Raw genomic sequence first — 12,474 nt, forward strand, 5'->3', positions numbered from 1 at the left:
CGCATAATGGCCTTCGGCTTCAACATCCCGGCGATGGGTTCGCAGGACGACGCGTTCGGGCTCACGCCCGACATGCTGGCGGCGATCCGGCAGATGGCGACGACCGGCGGGGCTCCCGGGGCTGCGAGTGCTCCTCAGGCCGCCGCGCCCCAGCCGGCGGCGGCTCAGCCGATCGTCCCGCAGCAGGGCTCCTCGGCCTCCGTCAGCCTACCAATGATCTCGGTCGAGGCCTCGAAGCAACCGACTTCCCCGGGCGCCGGGCAGTCCGGCGCGCCCGCGGCGGCGACCGGCGGCCCGATGACGGACCAGCAGGCGCTCATCGCGTCGGCGCAGCGGCTCGGCCTCTCGCCCGTCGAGTGGGGCGGGATCATTCACTATGAGAGCGGCGCCGACCCCTCGCGCTGGGGCGGGACCGGCGGCCGGCATGTCGGCCTGATCCAGTTCGGGCCGAGCGAGCAGAAGCAGTTCGGGGTCACCGGCCGCGAGAGCTTCCAGGAGCAGCTCCTCAAGGCGGAGCAGTTCCTGATCGCGCGCAAATACCAGCCCGGCTCGGGCGTGATGAACGCCTACTCGACCATCAACGCCGGCTCGCCCGGCATGTTCGGCGCGTCTGACGCCAAGAACGGTGGCATGCCGGGTACTGTGGCGGACAAGGTGAACAACCAGTTCGCGCCGCACTACGCCTGGGCGAACAAGTTCCTCGGCGGCGGCATGCAGCTCCCGGCCTCGGCCGGTGGTTCGAGCCGTCCGGCCGCCTTCGGCTTGTCCGGTCCGACGCAGTCCGGCGGCGCCGGCACCGTGCTGCCGGCTAGCGGCGGTGGCATGTCCACGCCCAACCCGCTCCTGTCGAGTGCAGCCGGATCAAGCACGGCCGCGGCGCCCAGCCCGGCTGCCGCGGAGGGCGGCCAGAGCGGCAGCTCGGGCGGCAGTGGTCAGAAACAGGGCGGCGGCGGCTCTCCGATGCAGTTCCGCCCCGTGAAGCCGCGCCCGTTCGGCTTCATGCAGCCCATGCAGTTCGCCGGGCAGAACCCGAGAGGCACACGATGAGCGACGGCATCCCCTTCGGCGGCGCGGCGCCGGCCTTCCCGGGCGGTCTTGATGCCGATCAGCTCGCGGCGGTGCTGCGCGCGATCCAGGGCAGTCAGGAAGCGCCGGCCGTGCCCGCGCCGCCGCCTGTCGCGTCGCCGTCTGGCATCCCGTCGATGCTCGGCGGCCAGATGCCTGTGCCGCAGATGGCGGCTCAGCAGGACGATGGCCCGGCGCCGATGCGGGTCCCGTCGCTGCTCGGGGCGCAGCCGCCCGTGATGGCCGCCGCCGAGCCGCAGGCGGGGCCGGCCGCGCCCGCGCCGCAGTCGACCGGCTCGCTGCCGGCCCCGGCACCGCAGGGCGGCCAGGAGGTCGCACTCGCGAAGCCGGTCAACGCGCCCACCCCGCCTGCGCGGCCGTCCGAGCTGTCCTCGCTCGGCGCCGGCATGCAGCCGGTGAGCAGCTTCGATCCGCTGACCGGGCAGCCTGTGTCGGGCACGCCGAAGCCCGTCGCGGCACCCGCGTCTGCGCCGGCCGGCCAGGGCTCGGGCGGCTTCGATTTCGGCCGCGCGCTGTCGCGCATGAACCAGTCCGGGCTCTCGGATCAGCTCATCGCCATCGGTGCGGGGATCCTGTCGGGCCGGAACTTCGGCGAGGGGCTCGGGCAGGGCCTGGCCAACGCGCAGAAGGCCGCGACCGCCGTCGCGGGCAATCAGCTCCAGCAGCTCAAGCTCCAGCGCGAGCAGGCCGCGCTCACGGGCAACGCCCAAATCCTGAGGCGCGCCTACCCGGACCTGTCGGACGCTGAGCTCGCCGCGATGGCGACGAACAGCTCCAACGTCACCACCGCGCTCCAGATCCTGCGCGATCCGACCCACGGCATGCCGAAGTCGCCGGAGCAGATCCAGGCCGAGGCCCGCGCGCAGGCGGCTGGCTCGATGGAGGGTGGCGCCAAGCCGCTCGAGCGGATCCAGGCCGAGGCGCAGGCGCAGTCGGCGGGGACGGCCGCGGGCAGCCCCGACAACGTGCAGATCGTCACGCGTCCGGACAACTCCATCATCGGCGTGAACAAGAGCAAGATCGGCGAGGAGGGTGCGGTGACCCCGATCGCGCCCGGCACAGCCGGCGCGCGGGTCTGGGGCACGACCGGCGCCGACGGCCGCTTGATCGAGCCGCCCCCGGGCACCCCGCCGGGTACGCCGGGCGCCTACGACGAGAAGGGCATGCCGCACGTCGCCCTGACGCAGGGCACGAACCAGCTTCCCCAGAAGGCGAATGCCGAGCTGGATCAGGCGGCGGTGAAGGCGATCACCGAGAGCCGGGCGAAAGCCGAGGGCGCAATCGGTACGATCGCCGCCATCAACCGCCAGAAGGAGGCGATCGACAAGGGTATCGTGTCCGGCGCGGGCGCCGACTGGCGGACGCAGGCTCGCGCGGTCGCGGCGCAGGTCCTGGGCATTCCGGACAGCTACGTGACCCAGTCGCAGCTCTTCGACCAGGCGGCGACCCAGAAGAGCGCCGAGCTGGCCAAGGCAATCTCGCAGTCCGGTCACACGACCAACATGGACCTCCAGCTCGGCAAGACGATCTCGTCCGGCGATCGGTCCAGCGTTGAGGCGGCCTTGCGCGCTGGCATCGAGGCGCAGGAGATCCTCGCCAAGAACACGATCGCCCACCACAACGCGAGCGTCGACCGGTTCGCGACCCCCGAGACCGCCCAGCGGGCTGGCTTCTTCAAGGTCGACCAGCCGGAGGTCTACCAGTACCGCCCGGCCGCCCCCGATAGGTCGGCGGTCGAGGCCGAAATGCGCCGCCGCGGGATGATGCGCTGATGGATCTCTCGAAGCTCTCCGACGACGAGCTGCAGAAGCTCTACGCCGGCACGCCAGCGCCGAAGCCCGAGCCTGGCTCGGCTCCGTCGGTCGACCTGTCGAAGGTCTCGGATGCCGACCTCGCGGCCATGCACCGTGGGTTCTCCGACGCGCCCACCGCCGGGCAGCCGGGCGACGCGGTTGCCGCGATCGGGCGCGGGATCATCGACGGCGTGCCGGTGGCCGGCCCGTACATGCTCGCCGGCGTGAACCGGGCCGTCGCTGGCATCCGCGCGCTGAAGAACGACAGCCGGTACAGCGACGAGCTGAAGGCGGTCGAGAATTTCGGGAAGCGGACTGCCGAGGAGCACCCCATCGCCGACATCGCGGGCCACGTCGGCGGTGGTGTTGTCGGCACGGTTCCCCTCGTGATGGCGGCGCCGGCCGCGTTCGGCGCTTCGGGCGCGGCGCTACCGGTGCGGATGGCGGCTTCCGGCGTCTCGGGTGCCGCCCTGGGCGCCGCGGATTCCGCGGTGCGCTCGGGCGGTGATCTGGGTGAGATCGAGAAGGGAGCTGCGATCGGTGGCGGTCTCGGCCTCGCAGGTCCCGCCGTCGGCGCGGGTGTCGGCAAGGCGTGGCGGGCGATCAACGGCGGCGAGCCGGGCATGCATCTGCTCCGTGAGGCGGCACACGGCCTCACGGAATCCGAGCTGGCCTCAGCGCAGGCGATCCGCGACGCGGCGGCCAATTCCCCTGGCGGCCCGGTCGGCATCTCGGTGGATGAGGCGCTGAACGCGGCGACGGGCGGCAAGGCCACGCGCGCCTCGCAGCTCGCCCGTGTAGCCGCCAATTCCGGCGGCGAGGGCGGCCAGATCGCGGGTGAATTCTACGCGGCGCGCCCGGCGCAGGTCGACAACGCCGGCCGCGCCCTGTTCGAACGGATTGGACCGGAGCCGACCACGCCGACCGATCTCGGGTTCGACGTCCAGCGGGCGGCGCAGGCCGGCGTCGCGCAGACACCGCAGGGCATGGCGCTGTCGCAGGCGCGCGCCGCGACTGGCCCCCGGATCACGCCGGAGCAGGCCGGCCAGACGATCCAGAACGAGTTGCGCGGGGTGGCCGACGGGCTGGAGGCTCGGCGCGCGGCGCAGGCCGACGTCGACTATCGCGCCGCGCGCGCCGCGCCGGAGACGGTCGGGATCGAGCGCATGGCCACGGTCGAGCGCCCGGGCGATCCCATCGTAACGGAGCAGCGGTACAGCCGCCCGCAGTTCAACGACAGCGCGCCGGCGCCGCTCGGCCCGCCGCCCGGCCGCGCCGACGGCGCCATCCAGGAGGCGGGCCCGGTCAGCCTCGGGCGTTTCATCGCCCAGAACGGCGGCCTGCCGCTCGAAGGCGACGTGCTCGCGACCGACCTGCACAAGTTCAACCTCCCCGGCCTCGGCAACGTCGCCCGCCAGGGAGGGAAGTCGATCGACAACTTCTGGCGTGAGCGGCTGATTGAGGAGGGGTATTTCCGGCCCGATGCCGATGGCGGCATGGCCCGGGATATCTCGTCCGAACTGCTGCGGAAGCTCCAGAACGAGCAGCGCGGCTTCCCGTCGTTCCCGCTCGGCTCGAACCGCACGGCCGGCGCGGGTCCGACTGCAGGGCAGCTCGGCGACGAGTATGCCGCCGCCCTATCGCACGCCGAGACCCGACTGAACGCGGATCTCCGTGCGGTCGGGCTCGACCCCGCCAGCGTGCATCCCGACCTTCGGTCCCGGACGCTCGGGGCCCTTATGCGGGGCGAGACGGCCGAGCCGCTGGACGCCTTCGAGCGGACGGTCGGAGCGATGCGCGAGCAGCCCGCTCCGCTGGTGAAGACGCCGACTGTGACGGAGGAGATCCCCGACGTTCGGTTCGGGCAGGTCGACCCGCGTCCCGCGCTGGCCACGGTCGCCGAGCAGGGCCGTACCGCCAAGGGTGATGTTCGCGGTGCGCTGAGCCGCGCCGGCCGGGATCTGCTCGAGCCGGGCGGCGAACTCGACATGAGCGTCGCCGGTCTGCTGCACGCTCGTGAGCGCCTCGACTTCAGCATCCGCGCCGCCCAGGACATCGGCGACGCGACGAAGGTCCGGGATCTTCAGGCCACGCGCGCCGCGCTTGATACGCAGTTGAAGAGCGTGCCGGAGGTGGCGACCGCCGACGCGAACTTCGCCGCCAACTCCGCGCCGCTGGAGCCGTTCACCGGCAACAACCCGCTCGGCCGCGTGGTCCGCCGCGACGACCTCACCGGGCGCATGGCAACGCCGGCCGAGCAGGTGCCGGGCATCGTCGGCGGCCCGACCGCGGCGCGCGAGCTGCTCGCCCAGCCGGCGCCGGCATCCCGCGCGGCCCTCGGCCGCCACGTCGAGACCCAGATCCTTGACCGGGCCGTCGGGCAGGATGGTGTCCGCACGGCCGATGCCCTGCGCGGAGCGATGCGCGAGAATGCCGACGTGCTCGACCAGCTCCCCGAGGTGCGCGACCGTCTCTCGAACCTCGTGTTCGCGCACGATGGGATGGAGCGGGTCGCGGCCTCGCCGCTGGGCCAGATCGCCCAGCGCCCGGACGTGAAGCATGCCACCAGCGTGCTGTTCTCGGCCGAGCCGTCCAGCCATGGAGAGATCGCGAGCGCGATGCAGGCGCTCGTGCGCAACGACCCGCGGTCGGCCCAGATGCTGGCGCGCCACTACCTGGAGGGCACGTTCAACGCGGCGACCGCCGAGAAGCGCGGGCTCCCGGCCCAGTACGGCGGTTCGATCTTCGCCTCGGCGGTGAGCGAGCACCCGCAGCGGTACCGGAACCTCCAGGAGGTGATGAAGGCGCTGCCGGAGGGCGAGACCCGCTGGAAGGCGCTCGACGGGCTGTTGACGACCCTGAAGGCGACGGCCTACCGGCCGCAGAAGGGCTCGGACACCGCCTTCAACCACGCGATCCAGAAGGAATTCGCCTCGGGCAAGACGCATGTCGGGCAGGTCGTGTCCGACGCGCTGACCGGCGCGGCGGCCGGGACGATCGCGGGCGGCGTAAAGGGCGGCATCGCGGGCGCCGCGGTCGGCCTCAAGCACGGCGTCGGGGACGCGATGATGCGGACCCGGATGCTCAATTCCGGCGAGGCGGTAGCGCGGCTGATGTTCGACCCGAAGGCGCTCCCGGACCTGCGCGCGCTCGCGAAATCTCCGCCCGGCAGCAAGAACGCCGAGCTGTTCACGAGCCGCCTGCTATCGCTCGCGAACGGAGGTGCCTCGCCGGCGCGCCAGCCAGTCGCGCAGTAGGGGGCGGTAGGCGTAAACCGCGAGCGCAAGCCAGCCGATCAGCATCAGGATGCCGAGGGTGCCGACCCCGATGGCGTTCTGCAGGCTGGTCATCACCCCTGGCACGAAGGCGTGCAGCAGGATCGACAGGAGTGCCATCACCCCAGTGAAAGCGAGCCAGCAGACGATGATCTGGGTGCGGGTCGGCATGCCTGAGCCTATCACGATCAGCAGGTCGTCTGCACGGTGTAGCCCACTCGCCGGCTTGTGCACGTGATCGGCTGGTTGAGCATAGACGGCTGGTTCACGATCGGCGGTCCGGCGAGGAGGCGCGAGCCGGCTTCGATCATCGCGCCGGATTCCGCTGACGCAGCCGCAGCCCGGGATTGAGACTCACGAGTGGCGGATCGAAGCTCGTTCGCCAGCGCCAGCTTCGCATCCGCGTCGCTCATCTGCCGAGCTCTGACACGCTCGGCGAGCGCGTCGCCGACAGCGAGATAGTGGATACCCAGGTCACTGCTCATTCGGCGGCCTTCAGACGCCAGGAGCTTCGAGCGGGTACAATCCCACGTCGCGAGGTAGGATGCGTTCTCGGCGGCACAGGCACCTTGGGTCTGGGCGACCGGTCCCACGCAGCCGCCGACCGCCGCCAGCCCAGCCAGCGCCACCACTGTTCTCAACCGCATGGTCGTTCCCTCGTCTCGGAATCAACCTATGCGAGCAGCCGAGCTTCCGTCGATGACGCGGCAGTCACACCGGAGCGGCGGTAGCGCCTACCGCCCGGTCCGCTTCAGGGTACCCTGGAACTCGCACGAGGCGCCGTGCCACATCGTGCAGCCGTCCTCCTCGAGGTCGACGGTGCGGAAGCCGGCGCCATACCGCGCGGTGATCCGGCAGACCTGTCCGTCCTCGGCCTTGCTGAATACTATGGTGGAGGGGCCGGTGGCGCGGCCCTTCATGGTCACCCCGCCGCCGCAGCCGCGGTTGCTCGCCGTCGAGAAGTCCCCGGTGTAGCCGCCGCCTGCGGCCTTCACCGTGGCGCCCTGCACGTGGCCGTCTTCCTTGTGCTCGAAGGTGCCGGTGAGGCCAGCCGCCACCGCTCCTGTAGGGATGAGGAAAGCGACGAGGGCGATGCGAGCGAAGGGCATCGCTGACGATAGCACGCGGCCGAGCTTGGGTCAGCGCGCGATCCACCGCGAATACTTGACCCGACGGGCCAAACCGTCGAAACCGTCACCGTCGCGAGCGCTATGCGCCCGACCCCAAGGCCCGCCATCGCGCGGGCCTTTCGCGTTTCAGGACGCTCCCGCACATGCCGATGTCCCCTGAGGTCGCCGCCGCGATACAGTCGGCGGCGGACCGCAACGGCCTGTCGTGGTCGCGGCCGAACTACCTGCCGCGCGTGGCGCAGATCGAGTCCACCGGCGATCCGAACGCCCGGAACGGTAGCGCTGCCGGCCTCTTCCAGTTCATGCCGCGCACGGCCAAGGCGTTCGGGCTCAGTAACCCGTTCGATCCGGCGCAGGCCTCCGACGCGGCGGCGCGCCTGACGGCCTCGAACGAGAGGTCGCTGACGAAGTCGCTGGGGCGCACGCCGACCGACGGCGAGATGTACCTCGCGCACCAGCAGGGCCCGACCGGCGCCTCGAAGATCCTGGCGAACCCCGGATCGACCATGGGCGCGCTGGGACTGGGCAACGCCGCCACCGGCAACGGTGGATCACCCGACACGCTCGCCCGCGACTTCAGCGCGAAGTGGGTGGGCAAGCTCGACAACGCGCCGGCCGCACCGGCTCCGACCGCGCCGGCCGGTCCGCCGATGACGCTGCCCGGCGCGACGGCGGCGCCCGGCAGCTTCGATCTGAACGGCCCGTCGCAGGGTGTGCCAGCCGCAGCCGCCGGCTTGCCGAACGGCGGGCAGGGCCTGGCTGATGCCGGGCTCAGCCTGCCCGGCATCCTGCCGCGCCTCGCCTTCGGGTTCGCACCGCTTTAGCCGATGAGGATGGCCTGATGGGACCCCACCACTGGAGCAAGAACCCGGAGGAGAACCAGACCTCCGACCCGAATGCCATGGTCACGAAGAACTGGCCGGCGAAGTCCATGGGCCCGGCTGTCCGCGGCTTGATGGCGACGGCGGCCTGCGCGCGCGATGACGAGCTCGGTACCCTGGTCGCGACGCTCGGCGCCAGCAACGTCTATTCGGTGAACACGAACGAGGGGCTGATCGACCCGGCGACCCAGGTCAACGGTCAGACGCCGGCGATCACGAGGCCGTTCACGTTGCGGCTCGCCTTCAACACGACGCTCGCCGGCGCGGCCGCCAACATCCCTCATCTCAAGGTCGACGGCTTCGACTGCGGTCCGATCCTGCGCCGAGATGGGACGGCTCTCGCCAACGGCGACCTGGTGAAGGGCGTGCCCGTCCTACTGCAGGGCGACATGGCGGCGGCGACCGATACGAAGGTCACGCGGGTGCGGGTGTTCGAGCCCACCCCGAGCGATCTGGCCAAGGTCGCCTCAGTCGGCCAGCGGGGATCGCTCGCGCTGCCGGGCGGGCTCATGTTCCAGTGGGACTCGGTCGTGGCCGGCACGGATGCCGGCGGCAACGCCCTGATCCCGTTCGGCATGCCGTTCCCAAAGGCCTGCTTCATCGTCGCGCCGACTAACGGCGATGGCTCGACCGTCCCGCAGGCGGTGGTCTCGATCTATGCCGGCGCGCAGCTCGGCTCGTTCGTGGTTCATGTCGCGGATGGCCTCGGCAATCCGGTCGTCAACACGCTCGTGCGCGTGAACTACATCGCGATCGGCAACTAGGGCCGGGCCGCAGCTTCGCGCCGAGCTACCCTCCTAAGCTCCCCTCCCAGAGGTCCTGATGCCCCTGCGCTTCCCGGCGCGGGCCGCCCTCGCGTGCCTCGCGCTCGCGGGATCGGTCCCGTGCGCCCATGCCGAAGTCGCCTCCTGGTACGGCCCCGGCTTCCACGGCCGCCGCGCCGCAGACGGGTCGCGCTTCGATCAGGACGCGCTCACCGCCGCGCACAAGAGGCTGCCGTTCGGCACCCGGGTGCGGGTGACGTGCGCCGCCACCGGTCGCTCGGTCGTCGTCCGGATCACGGACCGCGGCCCGTTCATCGCCGGCCGAGCGATCGATCTCTCGCGCGGCGCGGCCCGGGCCATCGGCCTGTCGGGCGTCGGCCGCGTCCACCTCGCCATTCTCGGCTGACCCTCGACGATCCGGAGACCGCCATGGCCACGTCCACCGACGGGGGCGCGTTCGCACGCCTGGACCGCAGCAAATTCTTCGCCGCGCTGAAGCCGATGTTCGGCTCGTACACGCAGGCGCAGGTCGACGGGCTCAATCACCTGCTCGACGTGTTCCTGGCCTACGCGCTGGTCCTCGACCGGCGCCTGCTCGCCTACATCATCGCGACCTCGTTCCATGAGACCGGGCGCCGGATGCAGCCGGTCCGCGAGGGGTTCGCGACCACGGATGCCGGCGCCCGCGCGGCGGTGGCGAAGCTGTTCGCTCGCGGAGCGATCAGCCGGAACTACGCGCTGCCGAACGCCCGGGGCCTCAGCTTCTACGGCCGCGGTGACGTCCAACTCACCTTCGAGGACAACTATCGCCGGATGGGCGTGCTGCTCGGCGTGCCGCTGGCAGACGACCCGGATCTGGCCCTTGACCCGACCATCTCGAAGCGGATCCTCGTCGAGGGCGTGACCCGCGGCGTGTCGCTGAAGGGCGACTTCACCGGCAAGGCGCTGGAGGACTACATCCACGGCGACGCCTGCGATTACGTCGGCGCCCGCCGGACCGTGAACGGCACCGACAAGGCCGAGCTGATCGCCGGCTACGCGCGGAAGGCCGAGGCGGCGCTGATCGCCGCCGGCATGCCGCTGGTCGGCGTCCGGATGCCCGACGCCCTCGGCAAGCCCGCGCCCGTCACCACCCAGCCCGCGACGTCTGCCTCGTACGCGCCGGCCGCTTCGGTCGCGCCCGCCCCGGCTCCGGCGCCCTCCCCCTCCCGCAACCTGTTCCAGCGCGTCGCCGACCGGCTGCGCGCGGCCTATCCCGTGAAAGGCTGAAGCCATGTCGAGCGGCCTCGGAAGCTTTATCGGCAGCATCGTCGGCGGTGCCGTCACCGGCGGCATGGGCCCCGCGATCGGCGAGGGCATTAAGATCGCCCTCCCGCCGGCGGCCGAAGCGGCGAAGACCTTGGTGGAGCGCCTCGTCCCGGATCCGGCGGCGAAGGCCGCGGCGCAGCTCGCGATCGAGGAGGCGCTCACCGCGCGCGACACGACCGCGACGAACGCCGCGATGGAGATCGCCAAGGCGCAGGCGACGGTGAACCTCGCGGAGGCGCAGGGGAATGACCGCTACAGTGCCCGGTGGCGGCCGACGGCCGGCTGGGTCTGCGTGGCCGGCCTCGCCTACGCCTTCGTGCTCGGCCCGATCCTGACCTGGCTAACCGGCATCATCGGAGCGGCGATCGGCGCCGCCCTGCCGGCCGCGCCGCTGATCGAAGTGGGCCAGCTCATGGTCCTGCTCACCGGCATGCTCGGCCTCGGCGTCCAGCGCACCGTCGAGCGGACGCAGGGCGTGCCCGGCGCGATGCCGGGCGGCACGAAGGCCTGACCCCTCACTCTGCCCTTCCCCGATAAGGGGACCGCGAAAGACCGCCGCCATGGATACGTCCTTCCTGTCGCCCGGGCCGATCACCTGGGCGCAGCTTATCGCGCTCGCGCTGTTCCTGTTCTCGGTCGGCAAGGGCGTCGACTGGGTCGTCGGGAAGCTGCGCACCGGCACGAAGGAGGCGGTCTCGCCGCTCACGATCGACATGGCGGCGGCCAAGATCGAGATCCGGTCGCTCGAGGATAAGCTGAACGCCTTCAAGATCGAGGTGGCGCGGACCTACGTGACCGGCGACGTCATCACCCGCCTGGAGCGGCGCATCGACGACATGGTGGTCTCGGTGCGGGACGAGATGAAGGAGACGCGGGAGGCGATGCTCAAGGCCTTCATGCGGCGCCCGCCTGACTGATCAGCGGCCCTCACCTTCCGTCAACGTCCTGGGCGCCCTGGCTTCGGCCGGGGCGCCCTCTTCGCGTTTCGGGACTACCGGTAACCGGTACCTACGCCAGCGGTCGGCCGGTCCGCGCGCTCCACGCCTTCGCGCGAGCCCATGCCGCGGCCAGCGCTTCGATCGCCTCGTCCCGGGTCGGGGCCTCCCCGTTGAGCGGGCGCACGCCCTCGGCCTCGTGCCCGCGCTGGCAGCCGGTGCAGCTCCAGGTCCAGGTGCCGTTCTGCGGGCCACCGGCGATGCGCTTGATCCGGCCGACGTGCTGGCCGGCTTCCTCGGCCACGAAGTCGTGGTGCGTGTCGGGAAACGTGCGGCGCCACGTGAAGGTCACGGCTCGGCGCTCTCGCGGATCCCGAGCGCGATCAGGAGTTCGCGTCCGCCCGGGGTCAGGTGCCAAGCGCGCCGACTGGTCCGCCCGCGGGTCGGGCGCTCCTCGACGTACCCGAGCTCCTGCAGGATCGGCATGACGGTCGGGTAGGCCTCGTGCCTCAGGCCGCCTGGGTTCTCGGCGACGGCGCGCAGGGCTTCAAGGTGGCGGCCACGGATCGGGGCTTTCGGTTCGGAGGGCATGGCGGCGACGGCCTACCGCGAGTCGCCGTCCTCTACGAGTCCACGGCTCGCGGCGAGGCGCCACAGATCCGCATCCGAGAAGATCAGGTCGCCGATCTGCCAGCGTTCAAGCTCGTCGCCGATCGGGTCCACCGCGACGCCGGCTGCGCGCAACGCCGTCACCACCTCTAGGACCGGGTCGGCCTCGTCGTCCGGCATCTGTCAGCTGGCCGGCTTGAACTTCGGGTCCCAATCCGAAGGCTGGATGCTCGGGATGTGGTCGGGGAAGTGCCGCGCGCAGGCCAACAGGAAGTAGCCCAGAGCGTTGTCCACGAAGACCTGGTCGTCTCCTACGTGCACAAGAAGACCTGGGCCATCCCAGCGACCCTGATCGAAGCCGCCGAAGCCCTCTCCGAAACCGAAGGGTGGCACGTACTGCTCGTCGCCGGGCCTGAACGGCACACCGAAATCCCTGCCGCAGTGCTTGGTCCCGTTCGCCATCCCGTCAATCGCATCATAATATGAGGGCAGGTCCGAACGCAGCACCTTGCGGATACGCTTCAGCTCGGCCTCGGGCTTGGTTGCTGGCGACGCGGTGCGCGACAGGTAGTCAGAGATGTGGAAGGCGGCGATCGCAGACAGATAAGCGAGCCGTCGGTCGCCGGTGTTCTGCATGAACTCCCGCACCGTCGGCATGACGACCACTTCGACGTATTCGGCCGGGGTCATGGC

The 12,474-nt window shown here is 71.3% G+C and carries 16 protein-coding genes; 9 read left to right on the forward strand and 7 right to left on the reverse strand.

Features of this window, described 5'->3' with window-relative positions; all coding sequences use genetic code 11:
- Nucleotides 1–6 precede the first annotated feature (6 nt).
- From ACX9MN_RS22030 to ACX9MN_RS22040, 3 genes are read left to right on the forward strand one after another with little or no spacing between them, the layout of a single operon-like run.
- On the forward strand, nucleotides 7–1,047 hold the full coding sequence (locus ACX9MN_RS22030) for a hypothetical protein (RefSeq protein ID WP_489725460.1): 1,041 nt from the start codon (nucleotides 7–9) through the stop codon (nucleotides 1,045–1,047).
- On the forward strand, nucleotides 1,044–2,858 hold the full coding sequence (locus ACX9MN_RS22035; protein ID WP_489725461.1) for a hypothetical protein: 1,815 nt from the start codon (nucleotides 1,044–1,046) through the stop codon (nucleotides 2,856–2,858). The genes ACX9MN_RS22030 and ACX9MN_RS22035 overlap by 4 nt, the downstream gene beginning before the upstream one ends.
- The gene (locus ACX9MN_RS22040; RefSeq protein WP_489725462.1) at nucleotides 2,858–6,136 is read left to right on the forward strand and encodes a hypothetical protein; all 3,279 of its coding nucleotides are present in this window, start codon (nucleotides 2,858–2,860) and stop codon (nucleotides 6,134–6,136) included. The genes ACX9MN_RS22035 and ACX9MN_RS22040 overlap by 1 nt, the downstream gene beginning before the upstream one ends.
- Here the strand turns inward: ACX9MN_RS22040 and ACX9MN_RS22045 are convergent.
- From ACX9MN_RS22045 to ACX9MN_RS22055, 3 genes are all read right to left on the reverse strand, one after another.
- A complete protein-coding gene (locus tag ACX9MN_RS22045; protein ID WP_489725463.1) occupies nucleotides 6,083–6,325 on the reverse strand; it encodes a hypothetical protein in 243 nt (80 codons plus the stop codon). The genes ACX9MN_RS22040 and ACX9MN_RS22045 overlap by 54 nt on opposite strands.
- Before the next feature lie 17 nt (nucleotides 6,326–6,342).
- Nucleotides 6,343–6,801, reverse strand: a complete 459-nt coding sequence (locus ACX9MN_RS22050) for a hypothetical protein (protein ID WP_489725464.1) — start codon at nucleotides 6,799–6,801, stop codon at nucleotides 6,343–6,345.
- Between the two features lie 87 nt (nucleotides 6,802–6,888).
- On the reverse strand, nucleotides 6,889–7,263 hold the full coding sequence (locus tag ACX9MN_RS22055; protein ID WP_489725465.1) for a hypothetical protein: 375 nt from the start codon (nucleotides 7,261–7,263) through the stop codon (nucleotides 6,889–6,891).
- A gap of 164 nt (nucleotides 7,264–7,427) precedes the next feature.
- Between ACX9MN_RS22055 and ACX9MN_RS22060 the strand changes: the two genes are divergently transcribed.
- Genes ACX9MN_RS22060 through ACX9MN_RS22085 form a run of 6 tightly spaced genes read left to right on the forward strand, consistent with a single transcriptional unit; the run spans nucleotide 7,428 to nucleotide 11,154 of the window.
- On the forward strand, nucleotides 7,428–8,108 hold the full coding sequence (locus ACX9MN_RS22060; RefSeq protein ID WP_489725466.1) for a transglycosylase SLT domain-containing protein: 681 nt from the start codon (nucleotides 7,428–7,430) through the stop codon (nucleotides 8,106–8,108).
- A gap of 17 nt (nucleotides 8,109–8,125) precedes the next feature.
- Nucleotides 8,126–8,929 (forward strand): gp53-like domain-containing protein, encoded by an 804-nt coding sequence (locus ACX9MN_RS22065; protein ID WP_489725467.1) that lies wholly within the window; start codon nucleotides 8,126–8,128, stop codon nucleotides 8,927–8,929.
- 58 nt (nucleotides 8,930–8,987) lie between these two features.
- Complete coding sequence (locus tag ACX9MN_RS22070) at nucleotides 8,988–9,335, forward strand: septal ring lytic transglycosylase RlpA family protein (RefSeq protein ID WP_489725468.1); 348 nt, start codon at nucleotides 8,988–8,990, stop codon at nucleotides 9,333–9,335.
- Between the two features lie 23 nt (nucleotides 9,336–9,358).
- Nucleotides 9,359–10,198: a glycoside hydrolase family 19 protein gene (locus ACX9MN_RS22075; RefSeq protein ID WP_489725469.1), complete on the forward strand. Its 840-nt coding sequence runs from the start codon at nucleotides 9,359–9,361 to the stop codon at nucleotides 10,196–10,198.
- 4 nt (nucleotides 10,199–10,202) lie between these two features.
- Nucleotides 10,203–10,748 carry a 3TM-type holin gene (locus ACX9MN_RS22080; RefSeq protein ID WP_489725470.1) on the forward strand — a complete coding sequence of 182 codons (546 nt, stop codon included), beginning with the start codon at nucleotides 10,203–10,205 and terminating at the stop codon, nucleotides 10,746–10,748.
- Nucleotides 10,749–10,797: 49 nt separating this feature from the next.
- A complete protein-coding gene (locus ACX9MN_RS22085; RefSeq protein WP_489725471.1) occupies nucleotides 10,798–11,154 on the forward strand; it encodes a hypothetical protein in 357 nt (118 codons plus the stop codon).
- Between the two features lie 91 nt (nucleotides 11,155–11,245).
- Here ACX9MN_RS22085 and ACX9MN_RS22090 read toward each other — a convergent pair whose 3' ends face one another.
- Genes ACX9MN_RS22090 through ACX9MN_RS22105 form a run of 4 tightly spaced genes read right to left on the reverse strand, consistent with a single transcriptional unit; the run spans nucleotide 11,246 to nucleotide 12,471 of the window.
- A complete protein-coding gene (locus ACX9MN_RS22090) occupies nucleotides 11,246–11,524 on the reverse strand; it encodes a hypothetical protein (RefSeq protein ID WP_489725472.1) in 279 nt (92 codons plus the stop codon).
- Entirely contained in the window at nucleotides 11,521–11,763 is a 243-nt protein-coding gene (locus ACX9MN_RS22095) for a hypothetical protein (RefSeq protein ID WP_489725473.1), read from the reverse strand. The genes ACX9MN_RS22090 and ACX9MN_RS22095 overlap by 4 nt, the downstream gene beginning before the upstream one ends.
- 12 nt (nucleotides 11,764–11,775) lie before the next feature.
- On the reverse strand, nucleotides 11,776–11,961 hold the full coding sequence (locus tag ACX9MN_RS22100) for a hypothetical protein (protein ID WP_489725474.1): 186 nt from the start codon (nucleotides 11,959–11,961) through the stop codon (nucleotides 11,776–11,778).
- A 3-nt stretch (nucleotides 11,962–11,964) separates the two neighbouring features.
- Nucleotides 11,965–12,471, reverse strand: a complete 507-nt coding sequence (locus ACX9MN_RS22105) for a hypothetical protein (RefSeq protein ID WP_489725475.1) — start codon at nucleotides 12,469–12,471, stop codon at nucleotides 11,965–11,967.
- Between the last annotated feature and the right edge of the window lie 3 nt (nucleotides 12,472–12,474).

This window comes from Methylobacterium sp. 1A (genome assembly GCF_058072805.1).